This window comes from Pseudomonas sp. MPB26 (assembly GCF_046605355.1).
Taxonomy (GTDB): domain Bacteria; phylum Pseudomonadota; class Gammaproteobacteria; order Pseudomonadales; family Pseudomonadaceae; genus Aquipseudomonas; species Aquipseudomonas cedrina.
Map to the genome: position 1 here is coordinate 659,234 of NZ_CP176793.1, position 21,916 is coordinate 681,149.

A 21,916-nucleotide genomic window follows, 5' to 3' on the forward strand; every position below is an offset into this window, starting at 1 on the left:
CGGCAACTGCGTTCAGTCGTCCATCTCTCGACCGCTCAACAAGCGGCTGATCATCTCCATCGAAAACCCGCGATAGCTCAGGAATCGCCCCTGCTTCGCACGCTCCCTGGCATCAATCGGAAGATGGCCGGAAAACTTGCGCCGCCAGGTGTCTTCCAACTGCGTCTGCCAGCTGATACCGCACTCGCGCAAGGCTAGGTCGATGTCAGCACGCTGCAGGCCGCGCTGGCTCAGTTCTTCACGAATACGCGCCGGACCGTAGCCGGAACGTGCTCGGTAGGAGACAAAACTTTCAAGGTAGCGGGATTCGGAGAGCAGCCCCTCTTCCGTCAAACGGTCGAGGGCGGCTTCAATCATCTCGGGCTCCGCGCCGCGCTGACGCAATTTACGCGTCAGCTCGACTCGACCATGCTCGCGGCGGGCGAGCAGGTCCATTGCGGTGCGCCGAACGGCGACGAGTGTATCGAGTACAACTGTCATCGTTTGCTTCAGATGTCGGTGTCAGCTTCTTCCACTTCTTCAACAGGCTCGCGGTTGGCGGCAGCTTTCACGTCTGGCGCCGGGGTCAGCAGCTTGTCGCGAATCTGCTTTTCAAGCGTGGCAGCGATGTCCGGGTTGTCCGCCAGGAACTTGGCAGAGTTGGCCTTGCCTTGACCGATCTTGCTGCCGTTATAGGCATACCATGCACCGGATTTCTCGACGAAACCGTGCAAAACACCCAGGTCGATCATCTCGCCGTTCAGGTAGATACCCTTGCCGTAGAGAATCTGGAACTCGGCCTGACGGAAAGGCGGGGCCACTTTGTTCTTCACGACTTTGACGCGGGTTTCGCTACCTACAACCTCGTCACCCTCCTTCACCGCGCCGGTACGGCGGATATCCAGACGGACCGAAGCGTAGAACTTTAACGCGTTACCACCGGTGGTGGTTTCCGGGCTGCCGAACATCACACCGATCTTCATACGGATCTGGTTGATGAAGATCACCAGGCAGTTGGCGTTCTTGATGTTACCGGTGATTTTACGCAGCGCCTGGGACATCAGACGGGCTTGCAGGCCCACGTGCATGTCGCCCATTTCGCCTTCGATTTCAGCCTTGGGTACCAGGGCAGCCACGGAGTCGACTACGATCACGTCGATGGCGTTGGAGCGCACCAGCATGTCGGTGATTTCCAGGGCTTGCTCGCCGGTGTCCGGCTGGGAAACCAGCAGGTCATCAACGTTGACGCCCAGTTTGCCGGCGTACTCAGGGTCCAGGGCGTGCTCGGCGTCGACGAACGCGCAGGTGGCGCCCATTTTTTGCGCCTGGGCGATCACCGATAGGGTCAGGGTGGTTTTACCAGAAGATTCAGGACCGTAGATTTCAACGATACGGCCTTTTGGCAGGCCGCCAATGCCGAGCGCGATGTCCAGCCCCAGAGAGCCAGTGGAAATAGCCGGGATCGCCTGACGGTCATGATCGCCCATACGCATTACGGCACCCTTGCCGAATTGACGTTCGATCTGACCCAGGGCCGCAGCCAAGGCTTTCTTCTTGTTGTCGTCCATTAAAGTCCTCACGTAATCAATAAGGCCGGGGGCGGCCAACACCTGTATAAGTAGACAGTATTGTTCCACAAAGAACGCAGATCGCCTACCCCTGATTGTCTATTTCTGCTGCAGCTCGTCGCAACAAGCCCTCCAGCGCGGCCTTTACCGTTTGTCGGCGGACCTCGTCGCGGTTGCCGGGAAAGTGCGCAAGCTCGGCAGTGACCTCATCGCCTACGCCAAAAGCCAGCCATACGGTGCCCACCGGCTTGTCGGGCGAACCGCCGTCCGGCCCGGCGATACCGCTGACGGCCACGGCAAACCGCGCCAGGCTTTTTTCCTGCGCGCCACGGACCATCGCTTCCACCACCTCCTGGCTCACGGCTCCCACTTTTGAAAACAATGTTTCCGGCACGTTCAACTGGCGGGTCTTCTGGCGGTTGGAATAGGTGACATAGCCCGCTTCGAACCACGCCGAACTCCCTGGAATCTGTGTGATGGCTTCTGCGATACCGCCGCCGGTGCAGGACTCGGCAGTGGTGACATGGGCGTTGAGCACCTGTAGACGGCGGCCCAGATCAGCGGCCAGTTGAGTGATTTCCTTCACGGTCATCTCCAGAGAGGGGGCGGGTTTTGCCTACCCTACAGGAGCCAATCACACGTGCAAGTGACGGAGTGTCTCAAGAAGCTAGCGGGCGACGGCGTGCACATAGGCCTGGCAGGCCCGCAACGCGATCAAGGCGTTATCACCGTCGTCGGTGATGCGGATAATTCGCTGAGCATGCGCCGGGTCAAGTCGGGCTCGCGCGGCTGCATGAACCACGCCGCCGGAGGTGGTGGTGGGCACTGGGGCACAGCTGGCGGTATCGGTGGCATCGAGAAGGACTGACAACCGCACATCAGCAGTAGCCAGGCGATCGCGCAGAGCAGCTTGATAACGTTGGGCATCGCTCAACTCCTGAGTGTGTTGTTGGTCGAGGGTATTGAGCTGCTGCTCCAGAACCAGGCGTTTTTGCTGTCCTGCCTGTTGCTGTGCGTACGCGGCCTGATTTTGCTGACTGAGCGCCAACGCGTGACCCGCTGCCTGACGCTCAAGCTGCGCACCATAGCGCCAGGCCTGCATTTGCCACACCAGCGCAAGCAGCAGGCAAACGCCGACCCAGCGCAAGGTACCTAGCAAACGCATAGCACCGCCTTCGCCCGTTCCCACAATTGCACACGATCCTGCAGGCCGTTCAGGCCGCCGTTGATACGTCGGGTAATCGCGGTGAATTGGTCTTTATCCGCCAGCTCGTTGAGGCTGTTGCTTTGCCAGAACCAGGCGGCGGACTCACACGCCCACTGCGGTTGTTCCAGCAATTGCGGTTGTTGCAACAGGCGCTCATCGCCAAACAACGCTTGGCTGCACGCCAGGTAGTTGCGCCGCCCCGTGACTTGGATAAGCCCCCTGCCCCGGTATTTCTGCCCGTCGCCATCCGCTTCGGGGGTATTGCCCAAGCGGGCGGCCAGAGTGCCGGTGTCGTATTTGCTGAGGTATTGATCGCTGCCCAGTTCGCGGACGTAGCGCAGTTCGGCGGATTCGTGGCCGATTTGGGCGAGAAAAGCGGCAACGCGCCTGGCACTGTTGACCTCGTACCGAACAAAGGCTGCATTTAACGGGGACAAAAAAATGCCCGCGCGACGGCGGGCCCCAGGCATCACATTAAGAAGCTGGTTAAGGGTTATCTGCATGGGGGTCACTCTGGAAAGGTATCTACACCGACAAGCCACTGGCCTGGATCGTGCACCGGTAGCCGCCGGTCCGTTTACCACTGGCGGTCACCGTCTTGATCGACCAGCGGCCCTGCATGAAACCCGGCCACGACTCGTCCAGCAGCAACAGCCCTTCGGCGGCCAGCGACGGATTACCGGGACACACCACATCGATCTGCAACCCTTCTCGCCCCACACGCCGCATTTCGCCCTGGGCCGCTGAGCGAGCTTCGTCCTCGCTTGGATAGCGCTGCGTCAGCACCTTGAACGGTTGGATACCCACCTCTACCACATGCTTCTTACCCGCCGCCGCATCCCACCAGGACGTTTGCGCGCCGTTGTATTTGGCACGGCTGGTTTCGGTAAAGCTGGCGCTGATGAAAGCGTGGTCACCCGGGTGATTGTCACGGGTGACGGACAACCGCACATCCGGCAGTGCCTTGCCCGACAACGACTTGACCTGACCTTTGCGCCCCAGCACATAGAGGTCGTCCACGGGCTTGGCCACCGCATCGAAGCGTTTGGCCAGCCTGGTTAGAAATGCCATGTCGCTTTCATTGGTCTGATCGATATGCGCGATCTGCTCGCCATCGAGTTCAGGCGCCACACGCGGGGAAAACCCGTAACGGCTGGTCAATTGGCGAAACAGTGCGCCCAAGGTTGTCGGCCCATGGCTGGCGGTGCGTCGCTGCTTGAACTCATGCTCATCGAACGGCGCCGCCGTAGCCACCAGCACCAGGCGCATCGGGAACAGCGACGGCTTACGCTGAGTGATCTTGAACACGCCCTTATCCACCAGACCGGACTCCAGATAACCCACGCGCAAGCCGATTTTCCCACCCAGATCGGGCAGGCCTTCAAGGCCCTCGATATCGAGGGTCAACTTGAGTTGGTCGGACACAAATCCCGCTGCGTCAATATGTTCCCACTCCAACAGCCGCTCGTTGAACAACGCGGCATTGGCGCCGTAAAGCTCAACCACAGGTGTGAATCCAAGTGCCATGATCGCTCCTTAATCCCAGGCTGAAACCGGCCGGCTCGCTGCAGGCTTTGCATCCAATTCGGGCACCAGCACACTGACGCCAGCAGGTAATATCGCGCCCTTCTCCGCCAGCTCCGGATTCAAGCGCCACAGTGCTTCCTCCGCGGCATCATCACAGCGCCCCAGTTCTCGGTAGAGCAACAGGTTCACCGAGTCGCCCGCAATACTTCGCACTCTACGCATTGACGAACTCCTCCAATATCAACGACCAACTGATCGCCATCGCGGTACCGTCGTCGATGACGCTGGTTTGTTTTTCGGTGATCGACTTGATCGTCCACAACCCCCAGTTACGTCCCAGACCATCCACCAGAGGCAACGGCACTCGCAGGGCTTGCAGGGCCCGCAGCTCATCCAGGCGTTGCATGCCATTGGCCCGCACGGCCTTGCCGCCCAATGCCAGTGTTTCAAGATCCTGACCCACCTGGCTGGATTTGGGTTTGCCGGCAACGATGTCCAGGCTGACCCATCCCCCGCTGCTGCCACGATCAAGGCTGTCGTAGGCGAACCCACGGGACAGCCCGAAAATAAACGTGCCCAACACCATCTGTTGTCGCATCACACAGCTCCATCGGTGAGTGCTGCGCCACGTCGCGTCGCCAGCAGGTTGTCCATCGACAGCGGCGTAAATTGCGCTTCGATCTGTTGCACCACCAGCGTCGCCAACTGCTGATAGCTGGCTTGTTCCGGTGCGTTGATAGTGATTTGCGGGGCAAAGTTGATTTGACGGTTATCGGCTTGAGGGTGGTTGAGGTTGTTGCTGACATCCGTGGGAGACGGCAAGCGATCACCGGAACCCATCACCTTTTCGGCGAGCCAGGCCCCCACATCACTGCCGACAAACGTACCGACGGCGCCGCCCACCACGTTACCGATAGCGCCCCCGGCAACGCCGCCCATGACGCCACCCAGCACCGTACCGGCGCCCGGCACCACCGAACCGATCACCGCTCCGGCAAGCGTCCCGACAGCTCGGCCAATCGCCATGCCGGCAAACTCCCCGGCAACGCCACCGGCGACTGCGCCGCCTACCGAGCCCACGCTGGAGCCCAGCGCTTCACCCGGATTCCCCGTCAGCGCGCCCTGTGTGACATCAACTCCGGCTTGTGCCAGCACCAAGCCCAACGAAGCCCCTTTGGCGACTTTGCCGGTCTTCGCCGTTTTGCTCGGGTGGCCCGGGCCAGACGCCGGACCCGGCGTACGTTTGCCTGTGTGTGCGTCGTTATCCTGAGGTTGTTGCGGGCGGGCGGAAGGATCAGCGGCAGGTCCTTCGCGCAGAATTTTCCCCGCAACTTTTTCAAATACCTTGTCCTTCACGGCATCGAAAACACCGGAAATCACTGTACCCAGCGCAGCCCCCGCCAACGTGACGGCGGCGGTGGCCTGGGGCAGAGCCTCAGCCAACCAGCCCACGCCATTGACCAAACCGGTCATCCCAGTCAGCGAGGTATCCACGATTGGCGCCAAGGCGGTATCCGAAGCGTTTTCCAAGCGTGTGGTACTCGCCTCGTAAGCCTGCCGACGTGCCTGCGTGGAGTCGGCGCGAACCGCGGCCAGGCGTTGAACGGAGCCTTGATCGCCTAGCGCGGAGGTCGCGTAGTTGGACGTTTCGGACACCTGCGAAAAGGCCAGCTTTACGCTGTCGATGACCGGCACCAGGCTCAAAATCGCTTGGTTACTGTCGAACAGTTGCGTCGCCAGCGCCGCCTGCCTTTCAGCCGGTTGCGACTTGAGTGCCTCCAGCACGGTAACCAGGGTCTGCGCAGCATCCTGTTTCATCCCACCGGCCAGCTCTTTGGGATCAAGCTTCAGCGCTGCCCAGGCACTGCGCTGCGCGGGGGAAGCGCTGTCGCCTTTAGCCAGGGCGGCACTGATTTTTTCCAGCCCAAGGCCTGCAGCACCCTTGCTGTTACCTGCACTGAGCAACGCCGCCGAAAGTGCCGCGGCCTGCGCGGGGCTCATGCCCGCAGCCGTTGCGGCAGCGCCTTGGCGTTGCACGATCGCGGCAATATCCGCCGACTCCGCCTTGAGCGAGACATTGTTGCCCAGCACGTTTGTCGCGTCGGCCAGATCCAGGGCTTGGGCGCGGTCGAGGTGCATTGACTCACGCCAGCCGCCCAGGAGTTCGCCGGCATGCTTGACTTCGATTTTGAATGCCGTCGCCATGATCGCGGCGTCGTGGGCGAACTGCTGCAGGTCTGCCTGGCGTCCGGCCTGATCGATATCGCCTGAAGCGTCAACTCGCTCGCTGCCGATACCCGACTTGGCCGCAACGTACTCGACCTTCGCCAGATCAACCGCGCTCGCGCCACTGGCCGCCACCATTGGCTCGGACGCCATGGCGAGGTTGGCTTCGCGCATCGACTTACGCTCGCGGCCTACAAATCGCAGCAGTTGGTCCAGGTCGGTCATCGCGGCATCCAGTGCCTGCGACGGTGTATCGGTATTGGACTTCGTGCGGGTACTCGTGTCGCTCGTCCCCGCCGCCTCGATGGCGTCGGCTTGCCGGGCTTCGATCACCTTGAGCAACGAGGCGTTGAACAGCTCCAGCGTATCCACAAGCCGCGTCTGGCCTTCGGCCAGATGGTTGATCTGCAGGCTGGCGTCGGCCAATGCCAACGCCAGGTTCGCAGCACTCCCCGGCACAGCCTCAACCGGACTCGCCAGTGTCTGCGCAATAGGATTGAGGCCGGCCTGCGCCCCGGCCATTTCGGGTGAGCGCTGAATCATCACGCCGTCCTTGGCAATGGCTGACTCACCTGCTCTATTACTGTCTGCCATCCCGTTCTACTCCTGTTTAACGCCAAGGCGACTGATCGCAATGTCGTAGCGGCGCAATGCCTTCCCGGCGTCCCAGTCGAGGATTTCCGCTTCGCTTACTGAATAAACCAGCGGTACCACATCGAGGATCACTTCGATGTCGCGTTCCGAAAGAAGACCGCCGGTTTGTTTAAAAAATCGTCGATGCGCCCCTGCAGTTCCGTCCAGTCGGGCACGGTCAGGCCGGCAAGGTCGGGAATCATCAGGCCGGCGCAATGAGCGGTGATGAACTCGGCACGTTCTTTATTGGTGGGCAGTTTTTTCATCACTTTGGTGGCACGCAAGGCGGGCATTTCCAGGGTGACGTGGGTGAGCGTACGGCCGCTCGCTTGAAGCGGAAGCAGCAGCGCGACCTGCTCGCAGGTCAACGATTCGCGTGGCACATCGGCTTGATCGAGAAAGAACGATGCAGGCTGGGTCGATACCTCATGTACGTACTGCGCGATGCTGACGTAGTCCGGGCGCTTGAGTTGGTCGAGTTCTTTTTCCGACAGGCCAGTGGCAAGCTTGGCCAGTTCGAAGAACTGGTCATCCTCGTCGTCACCGGCGCGCGCCAGGGCTTCTTTCTGTGGCGCATAGAACAAAGGTTTCAGTTGAATCTGCTCGATTACAACGCCGGTGTCGGCGGTGATCGGGGAGAGCAGGATGTGTAGCGCAGGCATCCAGGCCATGGAGTGATTCCTTGATAAGGTATGGGGGCGAGCTGACTCGCCCCCGAGGGGTTACGGCATCAGCACGGCGCGGCGGGCGTCGCCGAGAATGTCGACACCGTTGAGCACGAACTTCTGGGTGCGCACGTCGATATCGATCACCGGAATACCGTTTTCCAGACGGTTGTAAGTGCGGCAGGACAGTTCCAAGGTAGTGACGGGCTTGGCATTCATCGTCAGCGCGGTTTCGGTCAGCGCCTTCAACTTGCCGCCCACGGTGTGGTAGGTGAAGTAGGTCTTGCCATCCTGATCCTGACCGGCTTCGCGCACGTTCAACAGGATGTCATCCCCCTGGGTAACGCCCAGCGCCAGCAGGATTTCTGCGCCAGCCCCTTGCAGTACCAGGGTTGCGCCCAGCGCCTTGGCGCTTTTGGCGACCTCTTCGGCGATGAAGCGCCCGCCGGTCATCGCGTCCATTTCGAACTCAATCTTCGGCGGCGTAAAAGAATCGACCGTCGCCGACAACGGCAGGCCTTGAAGGGTGGCCGCAATGGCCTGTCTGACTCGGTTGGTAAACATTAAAGAACGTCCTCCAGGAACTGCTCGATGATTTCATCGCGGGCGTTGAGTTGATAAACCATGTGTTCGTTCGGCGCGTAGCGGCCGTAGTCGATGACGATGAACCAGGTGCCGTTCTTGTACTTCTCGACGCTGTTCAACTCTGGGTGCAGGTAGACGCTGCCGCCGGGGATGGTTTCGTCGGCGACCAGGGTTTGCAGCCAGTCGTTGATGCGCTTGACCTCCTGGTCCATGAAGGACTTGGTGAGGTTTTTGGCCATGGCTTTCTGGCCGGCCTTGACCAGCTTGCGGCTGATGGCGTCTTCCAGGCCGACATAGCTGATGAACTTGCCGGTGATGGAACGGTTACCCAGCAGCGAGAATCCGCCGAGGATGGTGCGGGCGTAATAGCTCACACCGTAGCGGTTGAGCAGATCGCCTTCGGTGGAGGTGTCGAGGATGTTGTACTCGACGACCCGGGAAACGTCTTCGGCGAAGGTCACCTGATTACCTGGGCTTTCCCATTGCTTGACCTTGGCCAGTGCAGCGATGGCCAACGAGGATGGCGACAGGAACACATTCTTCTTGGCAGCCTTGGAATACACCGACGGCATGTTGTGCACCAACAGGCAACGGTCGAAACCGAGGTCGGCACCGCCCAGCTCGCCACTGTAAGTCACTTGGCCGGCGACCGAAGCGTCCTTGCCATCCAGCACTACGCGGGCCTTGATGCGCTTGCCGAAGGAGGCGAACTCACCGGCCACGGCCTTGGTGCCGGTGAAGCCTGGAGCACCGATGATGGTCAGGTCTTCAGGCACGCTGCCCAGGGCAGCCAGGCCGAGTTTGCGCCCGGTGACGGGGTCGTTGCCGCCGATCACATTGTTGAGCGTATCGGCCGGGGTGGCGCCTTCTTCGACAATGACCACATAGACCGGCACCTTGACCACTTTGAGGATCTGGTACACCGCCTGGAACAAGGTGCCCGACTCGGTACCGGTAGGGTCGAGCAGCGCCTGGGTGGTGAAGCTGTTGATGCGGAACGGCGCGTTTTTCGGGATCGACGCATGGGCGTTGGGGGCAGTGCCCACCAGGCCGATGACGTTATCACCCAGGCCACCCATGGCCTCGGGCGATTCGGTGGCATTGACGGTGATGCCGTTGTGCTCGAAGTTCAAAACCTCAGCCATGATTAATCAGCCTTCTTGGGGGTGGAGTTGAGGACGCTGGTCAGTTCCAGGCGGCCGGCGGTGCGCAGGGCGGATGCTTCGACGTCCAGCAGTTCCAGCTCCTCGCCGGCAGTAGACCAGTGGCCGTTACCGATGGGGAAAGGGATGAGGACGGTGTAGGTTTGGCGGGTGGGCATGGGTAGGATTCTCCGAGTGAGAAACGCCAAAGCCCCTGCGGGGAGGGGCTTTGGGAAGGCGAAAAAAAACCGCTTTCGCGGTTATCAGTTATTTCAGGAATTTCGGTTTTTTTGGCCACACGATGGCATCGGGATCGGCTCCCTGACCCGGGATATCACGCAATCCCTGACGGTAAGCCACAAACACCGGACGATCGTTCTCCGCCATTGGGTAATCAGGCATTGCCGCATAATCGCTATCAGCCAGGTCGGCGTCACGCGCAGTACGGATCAACTTCCATTTAATCAATGGGTGAATATCAGGCATTACAAATTCTGGTTTCATCCATATTCTCCTTAGCCTAGGCCCAACAAAGTTCCCCAGTCGGCGGGGCGAGTGATAACACCTGTACAGGCGCCGGCAAGCATTACCTCAACCGACCCTGTTACAGAGCTGCGGGTAGGGTGAACGTGCATGTAATTGGCAAAGATGTTGTCTGGCAGGAACAGCGTTGAACACCAGCGCCACTTGCCATTTTTATTGCCGTTGGCCCAGGCGCCTTCAATAGAGCCTTCATTCACCCGAACAAAAGCGCCCACTGTCATACCAACATTTAAAGGCACTGGAGTGGTGCCGCTCAAACGTCCCGCATCAACTGAGGCGGGAAACGCCAACCAAGGCAGTGAGTTATTTTCGGACCATTTCATTTGCCAGATATTTACTGTGTTTCGCCAATATCCTGCCGCCCTGATATCAAAATCAGGAAACTGTTCGCGCACATCGGTCTGCACTTGGCGCATAAACTCAACGTCTGCATCCGGACGCCCGGCTGATTGAGCCTGCTGTGTAATAGTTCGAATTTTAGTGGCGGTAACCTCAGTATGCACATACCACCCATCAATCAGTTTGTCAGTGTTATCTGGCACCATATGGAAGTTTTTCGTAACGGCCAGGCGAGGCAGGCGGCTATTCAAGCTCGATAGCTGCTCGTCATATTTTGCACGAGCGTCCAATAGCGCCCTATCAATTTCGCCGACCTTCCCTGTCACAACGTTCGTAAGCGCATTCGCTGCGCTGACCACGGCAGCGAGTTGCTGTTCAGTACTCAATGTTTAAACTCCTTGTATTGCATTGAATGGTAAAAATTGCTAGCCGGCGTTCACCTCGAGCGCCATGACTCGAAAGAGCATCGCGACACCTCTAGACATATTGTCGATGCTGGCAGCCGAAAGAGAAGCCAGTTCCTCCGTCAGCAAAATGTTGAGATTCTCAGCGCCGACTACGACAGTCACGCTATCCGCTGGCAATGGCGAAATATCCAGCGTGAATTTTTGAAGTACCCGAGCCGCCGCCGCTTTATACGTCAGCAACTTTCCCGTCACGGAATACACCGCCAGCAAGGTCCCACTGGCAAGGTAAAACCCGAACTCGCCAATTTCATACTCGCCGTCGCCATCAAACAACGCGGCCATCCTGAGTTGGCTGTCGCCCAGGTCTTCGTAATCGACGATGGCAACCCGTTGGCGCTCATCACGCAAGGCCACTTCGCTGCCGTCGGGGTTATAGCGGCCGGTACCGGCGCCGATGTGGGTGATTTCGCCTTTGAGCCCCTGGTTCTTTGCCTGCAGCACTTCATCCAAACCTTTGGAGGTGAAGCGCACCAGGCGCGTGATTTCATCTGTCATGGCTGCGCCCTGAGGTCGTAGTCGTTAATGGTGTAGTGCTGGGCAACCCCGGCACTGTTTAGCCGAGCAACCAGCGCCAACTCCGGTAATGCTCCGTTTAGATAGAACTCCCCGTCGCTTAAAGGGGCGTCAAGGACTTGCGTGAATGCGAGCTGACCTCCTGTTTCATGCACGACAGTAATCGTGGCCTGATCCCGCTCGCTTTTGGCCGCGTTGATGCGGCGGATCAGGCGGTTGTGATCCCCACTGGACCAACTGCGCCCAATGATCGCCTGCACGTCGAAGGTATAGGGCGTACCGGTCGGCCGCTGCTGATACCAGGCGTTGATGTTGGGGGTAAACCCCAGTGACTCCACCGCGTAGCTCAAAGCCTTGGGTGTGCCGGCCTGGCGCTGGATCTGCCAGGACAAGGCCACGGTCAGGCGCTTTTCCGACTCACTCGCATCGGCATCCCATTCGCTGACACCTCGGTCGGCGGCCAGATAAGGCAGAAATACGCTGGGAGTTTGCAGCGGGTTCATCAACGCTGGAAACGGCGGTGTGACTCGCTCAAGCAACGTGCCGAAGCCTAAATCCAGGGCCTTTTCCAGCGGTGAACTGTTGGCTGGCAACAAACTCGCTTTGGGTTCACTCATAGCGTGCGCACCTCCACCTCGACACCCGTGCAGTACGGGGCCTGGAACGCGCTGCTGACAATCGGCTCCAGCGGTTCAAGGATTTGCAGTTGCGCCGCTCCGGCACTGTGGATGGCGTAGTCGATCCAGCTGGGGTCAACGCGCCCTTCCAATCGATGACAGGAATCAGCGTAAGTCTGCAACAGTTGCTGCGCTGCCACTTGAGTCAGGCCCGAGTCCGGGCCGGCGTTGATCTTGGCAACGACACGAATCTTGTAGGGTTGAATCTGTGCGCCCTGGACCGTGACGAGATCGGTTTCCGGCCGTACATCCGGCCGTGCGAAATGTCTGCGGACACCGTCAAGCAAATCAGCGGATGGTGTACCGTCGCCCTCACGAGACAGCACAGTGACCATCACCTCGCCGGGCGCGGTACGTCGGCCGTTGCCGTCCTTGACCTGGGCCGCATAGCCGTCCGGATCGAAGGTGTAGTTGACGGTCACCACGCCCGGCGATGCGCTCTGTACCTTGACCGTGGGTCGCTCGCCGAGGGTGAACACTTCACGGCGATACTGCATCCTCGAGCCCGCCGCCGGGGCGTGGGGTGCCAAGTAGTAGCGCAAGCGAGCGTCGTCGTCGCTTTCCAGAGTCGGCGGCACGGGCGGGAACGCCGCCGGGTCACCAGGATCGAGCACCTGGCGTTCCAGGCCCATGTCAGCCAAGCGCGCATCCAGGTTGCTGCCGGTGGCCCACCACGCCAGCATCTGCTTGATGCGCGCATTGTATTTGCGCTCATGGGTTTGCAGGCGCACGCAAAACGCCTCAAGCGCCAACGTTAACAACTCACTTTCGTTGTCGAGGCTGACCTTGAGTTTGGCCGCGCTTTGCGGCGCACGGGTGGCGACGTAATCGATCACGAACGCCTTGAACTCGGCCAGCAAGGGTTCGAACTCATCGACCGCGATAATCGCCGGCTCGGCCAGTTGGTTCTGGCCAGGAATCAGCATGCTCATGTCACGACCTCAAAGGATTGTTGGCGGTTTTTCCAGGTACCGGCAAAGCGCAGCAGCAGCCCGGCCCCCTGGCGAGTGGCAACGATGACCTGGGGCTGAAAGTCGCCGATGCCGTTCTGCGCGTTATAGAACGCCTGGGCGGCATGGCTCTGGGCGAGCAGCAGCAGGTCATCGCCAAGGTTCTGCCCGAGCAGTTGCGGGATAAGCGAGCCATACAATGGACGCTTTTGCCGTGTACCAACGGGGGTGGTCAGCGCTCGGGTGGCGCGCTGCACGAATTGCAGCCAGTCATCGACGGCTGCCCCGGTATTGCGATCGATGCCAATCATGGAGTGTCCTTATCAGGGGCTTATAACTCGACCTTGGTGGTCTATCACCGGGCCGCTGAAATGAGCACCGCCGGCATCCAATAACAGTGCGCTGCCGCCAACCTGCAGGGCGATGCCCTGCAGGTTGAGGGTAAGGCTGGCGGCGCCGATCTTGATGTCGACCTGTTCGCGGGAACCGCTGAACATCGTCGGCCCGTTGACCCAGTTGAAGGTGTGACTGGCGTCGTCGTAATCGCTTTGCGTACCGTCTTGATGGCGCCGTCGGGTCAGGGAGGGAACACTGGAGACTGGCGGAAAGAGACTACTGTTGAGGCCGAACAGCGCCACGGACTGCGCCCCCCCTTCCCCACCGCCGTAGTTGAGCAACAGACATTGCTCGCCCACTGACGGAATGCGGGTTTCGGTTTGCGCACCGGCGCTGGGGTTGAAAAAGCGAATAGCTGGCGTGAGCAAATCACCGTGGCTGACCCGGCAGGTATTGCTGGCGGCGTCGACCTGTTGGCAAACGCCAATCCGGCAGAAGCTTTCAGCACGTCGGTAGAGGTCTTCGAGTTGCGCCTCCATTTCCGCCAGGCGCTCGACGATTGGCCCCAGTTGCATGCGTAACAGCGCGTCGAACATAGGCTACTCCGCCAGTGGCTTGTATTGATCGGGGTCATCGATGTTCAAGACGTCCCAGGTACAGGCAAACAGCGGTTGACCTATAGGATCATTGAGCAACGCGGGCCCCAGGTAGAGGGTTTGGCTGAAGGACACGGTCCAGGTGTCGTAGTCCGTTGCTGCGGTGCTACGCATAGAAGGAGCGGCGACAATATTTGTCGGTAAATCGCACTGGGCCGCAGGCAGGCTCCAACGGTTGTCCAGCACCAGATCCATCAACTGGCTGGCCAGATCACAGGCATCGAATGGCAATGCGCCGGGAGCAGCCATGGCTTTGAGCGAAATGGCCAGGACGTGGGCCTTGCGGCCTTCGCGGGAGCGAATACCCGGGCCATTGCCTTCAACCGTGACCATCACGCCGATTTTTCCCCCGTCGCTCATGAAGTCCTGGTGGCTGCCGACCTTGAGGTCCGGGAAAGTCGCATGCAGCGCCACGCCGATAGCCTGGGGTAGTTGGGATGGCTTTTCGATAAGGGTCATTTAAGTAGCGTCCTTGCGGTTACTGCGGATCCTGGCGGGAACCTTCGTTGATCCCGATGCGCTTGGCTGCCCAGCGTTCATAGAGGCCGATGGCCACGTCGGCGCCGGCCATGGCGGTCAGGCAACCAATGGCGCCGGCGGTCCAGATCGACATGCCGGCGGCGTAACACAGCATCAGGGCCGAAACCCCGCAGACCATGCACGCCCCAGACCTGAGCGCCAGGCGCCGAATCAGCGACCAACCATGGGCCCCCTCCTTGTCGGCGCGCCACATTTCGCCGGAAACTCCGCCGATCAAAGCCAATATGATGACCAGCCAGATAGGCATTTCCGCTAACGCTTGTTGTTCGTTTGTCATGTCACGCCTCCTGGCTGAGCACTGAATAGTCCGTTTTTCAATTACACACACTTTGTTAGGTAGGCATTCCAAAAAGCCCGGTAGCCCGGGCTTTTCAGTAATGATGTCCTCGGTCTTTCGGCGCTACTGGCGCGGTACGGACCTTTCCTCGATGTTTTTCCGACCACGATCCCTGTCTGCCGGATAACTGCTTCTGGTGCTTTACGCTGCACACCCGGGTCAGTTGCCAACCCTCTGAACCGTTGAGGCCGGTTCATCGCTGCCTGTTTTTAACGCGGTACTACTAAAGAGCGTCGGCATCCTTGCCGGTGTTGCCTTGGCATCCTTGCCATCGCTTCGATGGCGTCCATGCCGATATTGCGTGCCTTCCTTGTCTTCCTTGGCAGCATCCTTGCCGCCTCCACCAAGCCTTGTTGGCTGGCTTGAGATGGAGAATATGACTGTATAGACATACAGTCAATGCATAAATGCATTTATTTTCAAAATATAAATGCACTTGTGCAATTTCAACGTTTCAGGCGCGAGGTTGAGGTTCCTACAGACGAAAAAAAGCCTGCTCGTTAGCAGGCTTTGTCTTACAGAAAAAGGTTAACGCGCGTACATGCCCCACCAAAACACATGCCCGAGGATGCTGATCTGCTCATCCTGGATATCCTGAAAGCTGTAGTCCTCATCCGGGTGCTCATCGCGATTGAAGCTGCGCAGACGAATCCCGGAAGGTAAGCGATAGAGCTGTTTCACTCGCAACAGGCCATTGTGATTGATCGCATATAAGTCGCCGTCGACGATGTCGCCGATCGCACTCTTGCCCGCATTCACTCCAACCGTTGCGCCATCGCGCAGCACGGGCAACATGCTGTTGCCACGCACGGTCACACACTTGGCTTGGTCGAACTGCACGCCGTTATGCCGCAGGCTGCGCTTGCCGAAGCGCAGGCTGGCCTTTTCGCTTTCCTCGATGACGAATCTTCCTGATCCAGCAGCCAATTCAACCTCGCGCAGAAAGGGGATCGACACCTCATCGTCATTCACGGGGGTATCGTCGTCCCACAGGCTTATGTCCTTGAGCTCCGAATGCATCGGGTCGCGCGCGTCATCCCGCAAAGCGCCCACCGCCACGCGCCCGCGCAGTTGGTCAGTGCTTACGCGAAAATATTCGGCGATGCGGGAGATGTGCTTGTCCGACGGATCAACGATCTTGCCGCTGAGGATCCGGGACAGCGTGGATTGAGGCACGCCGGTACGCCGGTGAAGCTCCGTGGGGGAGATCCGGTCGCGGTCCAGCAGTTCTCTTAAGACGATAGAAACGTTGCGTTTTTGCATAATATGGATAGTGAAGGGAGATTTGAGGGTTGGCAAATGCTAATTTGCATATTTTATGCATTTAGTAGGTCCATTCATGCTCGGGTGTGCGTTGCTAGGATATCTACACAAATCCCGATCATTAGATCGTTCCCATGCTCCGCGTGGGAATGCAGCCAGGAACGCTCCGCGTCCCGCCGTGCAGCTCAGTGCTTACAATTGACGCAGAGCGTCACAGGATGCGTTGCCACGCAGAGCGTGGGAACGATCGAATGCTCCTTTGTAAATGTTTCGTGAGCTATGACGACAGGCAGTTGCACCCGCCCCACCTCCACGCTAACCTCCCCTCCGTCGCTGCCAACTCAGCGACCGGGCCTGATAACCCGGCAAGATGCAGGCGCACCAAGCGCCCCCAAACCCGATTTGCAGGCGTTTTTTTCGCCCTTCATTTCGTGCAATGGCGGCTGTGCGTGGGAGACCTTCGGGTCTGCCGGGTTCCTGTATCTCCGGTTTATCAGCCTGCGCACAGCTGCCACCCAATTCGCCTGATAACGAATGTGGTAGCTCTCACCTGATATGGGAGTTTTACCGATGACCGCTACAAATCCGCCTGCGTTAACTACCCTCGGCGTCACCCCCTTCTCTTTTCATTCCGACCAGCCTCTGTTCCGCGTCAACAGCGGTGTTTCCCTGCATGAAGCCCTGCATCACGCTTCCGATCTCCTCCACGTCGCCAAGCAACTCGCAGAAGATGCCGCGATGACCAGGGAGACCGACCGCTATGCCTGGGCGTCGCATTACTTGCAGGAAATGGTCAAGGCGGTGGTTGATGATGTGGTGAAGGTGCTGGATTCGCCTGGCAACATTCAATAAGGACGAAACAACAAAGGGGCGCCGCATTGGAATAAATGCGCCGCCCCTTTTTGTGTTTTACCTGGCCGTTTGCGACCTGCGAAGGGCCGACCTCGCGTGTTAACCTTGCCGCCATCGCAAAAAATGCTGGGCCAAGCGCCCCCTTTGCCCCATCACTTTCAACGAATTTGCCTATTACCCAATGAGTAAAAACACCTCCGATCTGTCCTCCCACACCCCGATGATGCAGCAGTACTGGCGCCTCAAGAACCAGCACCCTGACCAGTTGATGTTCTATCGCATGGGCGACTTCTACGAGATCTTCTACGAAGACGCGAAGAAGGCCGCCAAGTTGCTGGACATCACCCTGACAGCGCGGGGGCAGTCGGCGGGGCAGTCGATTCCGATGTGTGGGATTCCTTACCATTCGCTGGAAGGTTACCTGGTCAAGCTGGTGAAGCTGGGTGAGTCGGTGGTGATCTGTGAGCAGATCGGCGATCCGGCGACGAGCAAAGGGCCGGTGGAACGTCAGGTGGTGCGCATTATTACGCCGGGGACGGTGAGTGACGAGGCGCTGCTGGATGAGCGTCGCGATAACTTGATCGCTGCGGTGTTGGGCGATGAGCGGTTGTTCGGGCTTTCGGTGCTGGACATCACCAGTGGTAACTTCAGCGTGCTGGAGATCAAGGGCTGGGAGAATCTGCTGGCGGAGCTGGAGCGCATCAACCCGGTGGAGTTGTTGATTCCGGATGATTGGCCAAAGGACTTACCGGCAGAGAAGCGTCGTGGGACCAAGCGTCGTGCGCCGTGGGATTTCGAGCGTGACTCGGCGTTGAAAAGTCTGTGCCAGCAGTTCTCGGTGCAAGACCTGAAGGGCTTCGGTTGCGAAACCCTGACCCTGGCCATCGGCGCCGCCGGTTGCCTGCTCGCCTATGCGAAAGAGACCCAGCGCACCGCCCTGCCGCATTTGCGCAGCCTGCGGCATGAACGCCTGGACGATACGGTGGTGCTCGATGGCGCCAGCCGTCGCAATCTGGAGCTGGACACCAACCTGGCCGGGGGGCGCGACAACACCCTGCAGTCGGTGGTCGACCGTTGCCAGACCGCCATGGGCAGCCGCTTGCTGACGCGCTGGCTGAACCGTCCTTTGCGAGACTTGACGGTGCTGCAAGCGCGCCAGACGTCCATTACCTGCCTGCTGGACCGCTATCGCTTTGAAAAGCTGCAGCCACAGCTCAAAGAAATCGGCGATATCGAGCGCATCCTGGCGCGGATCGGCTTGCGTAACGCGCGCCCACGTGACTTGGCGCGTCTGCGCGATGCCCTTGGCGCCTTGCCGCAGCTGCAAGTAGCGATGACCGAGCTGGACACGCCGCACCTGCAACAGCTGGCTGTCACGGCCGGCACTTACCCGGAACTGGCGGCGTTGCTGGAAAAAGCCATCATCGACAACCCGCCGGCGATCATCCGTGACGGCGGTGTATTAAAGACAGGCTATGACAGTGAGCTGGATGAACTGCAATCGCTGAGCGAAAACGCCGGGCAGTTCCTGATTGACCTGGAAGCCCGCGAAAAAGCCCGTACCGGCCTGGCTAACCTGAAAGTCGGCTACAACCGCGTGCATGGCTACTTTATCGAGTTGCCGAGCAAGCAGGCCGAGTCGGCGCCTGTCGATTATCAACGTCGCCAGACGCTCAAGGGCGCCGAGCGTTTTATCACGCCGGAGCTCAAGGCATTTGAAGACAAGGCGCTGTCGGCCAAGAGCCGCGCCCTGGCGCGGGAGAAGATGCTCTACGAGGCCTTGCTCGAAGACCTGATCAGCCGCCTGGCGCCGTTGCAGGACACCGCCGCGGCCCTGGCCGAACTGGACGTGCTGAGCAACCTGGCCGAACGTGCGCTGAACCTGGACCTGAACTGCCCACACTTTGTCAGCGAGCCGTGCATGCGCATCGTGCAGGGTCGTCATCCCGTCGTGGAGCAGGTGCTGACCACGCCGTTCGTCGCCAACGACCTGTCGCTGGACGACGATACCCGCATGCTGGTGATCACCGGTCCCAACATGGGCGGTAAATCCACTTACATGCGTCAGACCGCTTTGATTGTGCTGCTGGCGCATATCGGCAGCTTTGTACCGGCGGCCAGTTGCGAGCTGTCTCTGGTGGACCGTATTTTTACCCGGATCGGCTCCAGCGATGACCTGGCCGGTGGCCGCTCCACCTTCATGGTGGAAATGAGCGAAACCGCCAATATCCTGCACAACGCCACCGAGCGCAGCCTGGTGCTGATGGACGAAGTGGGCCGTGGCACCAGCACCTTCGACGGCCTCTCTCTGGCCTGGGCGGCGGCCGAGCGTCTGGCGCACTTGCGTGCCTATACGCTGTTCGCAACCCACTACTTCGAGCTGACCGTGCTGCCGGAGAACGAGCCCCTGGTGGCCAACGTGCACCTCAACGCCACCGAGCACAACGAGCGCATCGTGTTCCTGCACCACGTGCTGCCGGGGCCCGCGAGCCAGAGTTACGGCCTGGCCGTGGCGCAATTGGCCGGTGTGCCGAACGACGTGATCCTGCGTGCACGCGAGCACCTGAGCCGCCTGGAAACCACCGCCCTGCCCCACGAAACCGTGGTCGCCAGCCCGAAGAAAGCCAGCAACAAACCCGCCGCGCCGCATCAGAGCGATATGTTCGCCAGCCTGCCCCACCCGGTGCTGGATGAGTTGGCAAAGCTTGACCTGGACGACTTGACACCGCGCAAAGCTCTCGAAATGTTATATGCACTGAAGACTCGGATATAACGCAGACGCTTGCAAGCTGGTAGACTCTCGCGCGGTTTGGGATGCTGCGGGCTTTTAGCCTGGCCTGCAGACTATCGCTCCCAAACCTCGCGAGCCCTGCCACAAAGGGTTTCGCTGCCGCCGCCTGAGGAGAAAATTAGAAATGACCTTCGTCGTCACCGACAACTGCATCAAGTGCAAGTACACCGACTGCGTAGAAGTGTGTCCGGTGGACTGCTTCTACGAAGGCCCGAATTTCCTGGTTATTCACCCGGATGAGTGCATTGACTGCGCCCTGTGTGAACCAGAATGCCCGGCCGTTGCGATTTTTTCCGAGGACGAAGTGCCTGCGGGCATGGAGCAGTTCATTCAATTGAACGTCGAGCTGGCGGAGATCTGGCCGAATATCACGGAAAAGAAAGACCCATTGCCGGATGCGGCAGAGTGGGATGGCCAGCAAGGCAAGATCGCGCACCTTGAACGCTGACAGCATCGCAGCCCTCCAAAAAAGCCCCTTGCGGGCTTTTTTGCATTTCTGGGGCTAGCGTTCACTTTTCTACAGGCAAAAAAAAGGGGCGGTTTGACCCGCCCACATTTTTTCCCTAGTCCCTTTGTTCCTTTTCATCGTCCTGATGAATCGCATCCCGCGATATTCCTTGAACCATCGTTCCGTGATGGCCGTGTCAATCCGTGGACACAGGGCTGATGTTAAAGAGTTCCATTGGAACTGCAACGGGATCCATCTTGGACACTGACAAGCTTTCTCGCTAAAAAAACCTTAATTAATTGTTATATTTCAAAAGGATAGAAAATCCCCCTAAAAAAACGGGACGTCCCTGCCGGGCAAAAAAACCAATCGCTTACGATAAAGTAAGCGAATGCTTACACGACCAACTGAGCAAACGCGCAACACCTGTCCCTTGGCCGTCTTCCAGGCATGAAAAAGCCCCGACCCAGTCGAGGCGTTTTCCCTTCATGGCCCTCAGTCGTCGCTGACAGTAATCGTCGGCATTGCCGGTGCGGCGGCTTCCTGAAGTACGATCCGTGCGCCCACATGACGGGCCAGTTCCTGGTACACCATGGCGATCAGACCATCGGGCTCTGCCGCCACGGTCGGCTTGCCGCTGTCGGCCTGCTCACGAATCGACATCGACAACGGTAAAGACGCCAACACCTCCACACCGTATTGGGTCGCCAGCTTCTCGCCTCCGCCCTCGCCGAACAGATGCTCGGCATGGCCGCAATTGGAGCAGATGTGTACCGCCATGTTCTCGACCACGCCCAGCACCGGGATGTTGACCTTGCGGAACATCTCCACGCCTTTTTTGGCATCGAGCAGCGCCAGGTCCTGTGGTGTGGTCACAATCACCGAACCGGCCACCGGGACTTTCTGCGCCAGGGTCAGCTGGATATCACCGGTGCCCGGCGGCATGTCGATCACCAGGTAATCCAGGTCGCCCCAGGCGGTCTGGGTGACCAGTTGCAGCAAGGCGCCGGAAACCATCGGCCCGCGCCAGACCATCGGCGTGTTTTCATCGGTGAGGAAGGCCATCGACATCACTTCCACGCCCAGGGACTCGATAGGCACGAACCACTTCTGGTCCTTGATCTTCGGCCGTGTGCCTTCGGCGATGCCGAACATCACGCCTTGGCTCGGGCCGTAGATATCGGCGTCAAGAATGCCCACGCGCGCGCCCTCGCGGGCCAGGGCCAGGGCCAGGTTGGCCGCGGTGGTGGACTTGCCGACGCCGCCCTTGCCGGACGCAACCGCCACCACGTTCTTGACGTTGGCCAGGCCAGGGATCTGCGCCTGGGCCTTGTGCGCGGCGATCACGCAGTGGATGTCGACCTTAGCCGCCCCGACACCGTCGAGGCCTTCGATGGCCATTTGCAGCATCTGCGCCCAACCGTTCTTGAACAGACCGGCGGCGTAGCCCAGCTCCAGCTGGACCGAGACCTGGTCGCCCTGGACTTCGATGGCGCGCACACAGCCGGCACTGACCGGGTCCTGGTTCAAATAAGGGTCGGTGTATTGGCGAAGAACGGCTTCCACCGCTGCGCGAGTGACGGCGCTCATGGGCTACTCCCGAAAAAGACTGACTGAAACAGGCGGCTATCCTAACCGTTCCAGCGGTCCAAAGGCATGCTTTCACAGGTTC

At 59.5% G+C, this 21,916-nt stretch carries 27 protein-coding genes; 3 read left to right on the forward strand and 24 right to left on the reverse strand.

The annotated features are described in order from the left end of the window. Positions 1-12 precede the first annotated feature (12 nt). The 23 genes from recX to ACLH0H_RS03240 form a co-directional block, all read right to left on the reverse strand. On the reverse strand, positions 13-480 hold the full coding sequence (gene recX, locus ACLH0H_RS03130; RefSeq protein WP_411380934.1) for a recombination regulator RecX: 468 nt from the start codon (positions 478-480) through the stop codon (positions 13-15). 8 nt (positions 481-488) lie between these two features. After that, positions 489-1,547, reverse strand: coding sequence for a recombinase RecA (recA, locus tag ACLH0H_RS03135; RefSeq protein ID WP_048720087.1), 1,059 nt, complete (start codon positions 1,545-1,547; stop codon positions 489-491). 85 nt (positions 1,548-1,632) lie between these two features. Then, complete coding sequence (locus tag ACLH0H_RS03140) at positions 1,633-2,133, reverse strand: CinA family protein (protein ID WP_169376684.1); 501 nt, start codon at positions 2,131-2,133, stop codon at positions 1,633-1,635. 81 nt (positions 2,134-2,214) lie between these two features. After that, a complete protein-coding gene (locus tag ACLH0H_RS03145) occupies positions 2,215-2,712 on the reverse strand; it encodes a lysis system i-spanin subunit Rz (protein WP_411380935.1) in 498 nt (165 codons plus the stop codon). After that, entirely contained in the window at positions 2,700-3,257 is a 558-nt protein-coding gene (locus tag ACLH0H_RS03150; RefSeq protein ID WP_411380936.1) for a glycoside hydrolase family 19 protein, read from the reverse strand. The genes ACLH0H_RS03145 and ACLH0H_RS03150 overlap by 13 nt, the downstream gene beginning before the upstream one ends. 22 nt (positions 3,258-3,279) lie before the next feature. After that, complete coding sequence (locus ACLH0H_RS03155) at positions 3,280-4,281, reverse strand: phage late control D family protein (RefSeq protein ID WP_411380937.1); 1,002 nt, start codon at positions 4,279-4,281, stop codon at positions 3,280-3,282. A gap of 9 nt (positions 4,282-4,290) precedes the next feature. Continuing rightward, positions 4,291-4,503: a tail protein X gene (locus tag ACLH0H_RS03160; protein WP_411380938.1), complete on the reverse strand. Its 213-nt coding sequence runs from the start codon at positions 4,501-4,503 to the stop codon at positions 4,291-4,293. Next, positions 4,496-4,879, reverse strand: coding sequence for a phage tail protein (locus tag ACLH0H_RS03165; RefSeq protein WP_411380939.1), 384 nt, complete (start codon positions 4,877-4,879; stop codon positions 4,496-4,498). Before ACLH0H_RS03165 ends, ACLH0H_RS03160 begins: the two co-directional genes overlap by 8 nt. After that, a complete protein-coding gene (locus ACLH0H_RS03170; RefSeq protein WP_411380940.1) occupies positions 4,879-7,101 on the reverse strand; it encodes a phage tail tape measure protein in 2,223 nt (740 codons plus the stop codon). Before ACLH0H_RS03170 ends, ACLH0H_RS03165 begins: the two co-directional genes overlap by 1 nt. Positions 7,102-7,229: 128 nt before the next feature. Beyond that, on the reverse strand, positions 7,230-7,811 hold the full coding sequence (locus tag ACLH0H_RS03175; protein ID WP_411380941.1) for a phage tail assembly protein: 582 nt from the start codon (positions 7,809-7,811) through the stop codon (positions 7,230-7,232). 51 nt (positions 7,812-7,862) lie between these two features. Beyond that, a complete protein-coding gene (locus tag ACLH0H_RS03180; protein WP_411380942.1) occupies positions 7,863-8,369 on the reverse strand; it encodes a phage major tail tube protein in 507 nt (168 codons plus the stop codon). Then, positions 8,369-9,535, reverse strand: a complete 1,167-nt coding sequence (locus ACLH0H_RS03185) for a phage tail protein (protein WP_411380943.1) — start codon at positions 9,533-9,535, stop codon at positions 8,369-8,371. The genes ACLH0H_RS03180 and ACLH0H_RS03185 overlap by 1 nt, the downstream gene beginning before the upstream one ends. A 2-nt stretch (positions 9,536-9,537) precedes the next feature. Next, complete coding sequence (locus ACLH0H_RS03190; RefSeq protein ID WP_164484513.1) at positions 9,538-9,711, reverse strand: hypothetical protein; 174 nt, start codon at positions 9,709-9,711, stop codon at positions 9,538-9,540. A gap of 88 nt (positions 9,712-9,799) precedes the next feature. Beyond that, a complete protein-coding gene (locus ACLH0H_RS03195; protein ID WP_411380944.1) occupies positions 9,800-10,036 on the reverse strand; it encodes a tail fiber assembly protein in 237 nt (78 codons plus the stop codon). Positions 10,037-10,047: 11 nt separating this feature from the next. Further along, positions 10,048-10,800: a hypothetical protein gene (locus ACLH0H_RS03200; RefSeq protein ID WP_411380945.1), complete on the reverse strand. Its 753-nt coding sequence runs from the start codon at positions 10,798-10,800 to the stop codon at positions 10,048-10,050. A 39-nt stretch (positions 10,801-10,839) separates the two neighbouring features. Then, positions 10,840-11,376: a hypothetical protein gene (locus ACLH0H_RS03205; RefSeq protein WP_411380946.1), complete on the reverse strand. Its 537-nt coding sequence runs from the start codon at positions 11,374-11,376 to the stop codon at positions 10,840-10,842. After that, on the reverse strand, positions 11,373-12,011 hold the full coding sequence (locus ACLH0H_RS03210; protein ID WP_411380947.1) for a phage tail protein I: 639 nt from the start codon (positions 12,009-12,011) through the stop codon (positions 11,373-11,375). Before ACLH0H_RS03210 ends, ACLH0H_RS03205 begins: the two co-directional genes overlap by 4 nt. Next, a complete protein-coding gene (locus tag ACLH0H_RS03215) occupies positions 12,008-13,003 on the reverse strand; it encodes a baseplate J/gp47 family protein (RefSeq protein WP_411380948.1) in 996 nt (331 codons plus the stop codon). The genes ACLH0H_RS03210 and ACLH0H_RS03215 overlap by 4 nt, the downstream gene beginning before the upstream one ends. Beyond that, a complete protein-coding gene (locus ACLH0H_RS03220) occupies positions 13,000-13,332 on the reverse strand; it encodes a phage baseplate protein (protein WP_300630224.1) in 333 nt (110 codons plus the stop codon). The genes ACLH0H_RS03215 and ACLH0H_RS03220 overlap by 4 nt, the downstream gene beginning before the upstream one ends. A gap of 12 nt (positions 13,333-13,344) precedes the next feature. Then, positions 13,345-13,953: a phage baseplate assembly protein V gene (locus tag ACLH0H_RS03225; protein ID WP_411380949.1), complete on the reverse strand. Its 609-nt coding sequence runs from the start codon at positions 13,951-13,953 to the stop codon at positions 13,345-13,347. Positions 13,954-13,956: 3 nt separating this feature from the next. After that, on the reverse strand, positions 13,957-14,472 hold the full coding sequence (locus ACLH0H_RS03230) for a hypothetical protein (protein ID WP_411380950.1): 516 nt from the start codon (positions 14,470-14,472) through the stop codon (positions 13,957-13,959). 19 nt (positions 14,473-14,491) lie between these two features. Beyond that, on the reverse strand, positions 14,492-14,830 hold the full coding sequence (locus ACLH0H_RS03235; RefSeq protein WP_411380951.1) for a phage holin family protein: 339 nt from the start codon (positions 14,828-14,830) through the stop codon (positions 14,492-14,494). A 588-nt stretch (positions 14,831-15,418) separates the two neighbouring features. After that, positions 15,419-16,153, reverse strand: a complete 735-nt coding sequence (locus ACLH0H_RS03240; RefSeq protein WP_411382490.1) for a helix-turn-helix transcriptional regulator — start codon at positions 16,151-16,153, stop codon at positions 15,419-15,421. A gap of 570 nt (positions 16,154-16,723) precedes the next feature. On the opposite strand from ACLH0H_RS03240, the gene ACLH0H_RS03245 reads away from it, so the two are divergent. The 3 genes from ACLH0H_RS03245 (at position 16,724) to fdxA (ending at position 20,244) form a co-directional block, all read left to right on the forward strand. Continuing rightward, positions 16,724-17,005 (forward strand): DUF3077 domain-containing protein, encoded by a 282-nt coding sequence (locus ACLH0H_RS03245; RefSeq protein WP_411380952.1) that lies wholly within the window; start codon positions 16,724-16,726, stop codon positions 17,003-17,005. 181 nt (positions 17,006-17,186) lie between these two features. Then, positions 17,187-19,778 carry a DNA mismatch repair protein MutS gene (gene mutS, locus ACLH0H_RS03250; RefSeq protein WP_411380953.1) on the forward strand — a complete coding sequence of 864 codons (2,592 nt, stop codon included), beginning with the start codon at positions 17,187-17,189 and terminating at the stop codon, positions 19,776-19,778. A 142-nt stretch (positions 19,779-19,920) separates the two neighbouring features. Beyond that, positions 19,921-20,244 (forward strand): ferredoxin FdxA, encoded by a 324-nt coding sequence (gene fdxA, locus ACLH0H_RS03255; RefSeq protein WP_411380954.1) that lies wholly within the window; start codon positions 19,921-19,923, stop codon positions 20,242-20,244. Between the two features lie 495 nt (positions 20,245-20,739). On the opposite strand, the gene apbC is transcribed toward fdxA, so the two are convergent. Then, positions 20,740-21,834 carry an iron-sulfur cluster carrier protein ApbC gene (gene apbC / locus ACLH0H_RS03260; RefSeq protein WP_411380955.1) on the reverse strand — a complete coding sequence of 365 codons (1,095 nt, stop codon included), beginning with the start codon at positions 21,832-21,834 and terminating at the stop codon, positions 20,740-20,742. Positions 21,835-21,916 lie beyond the last annotated feature (82 nt).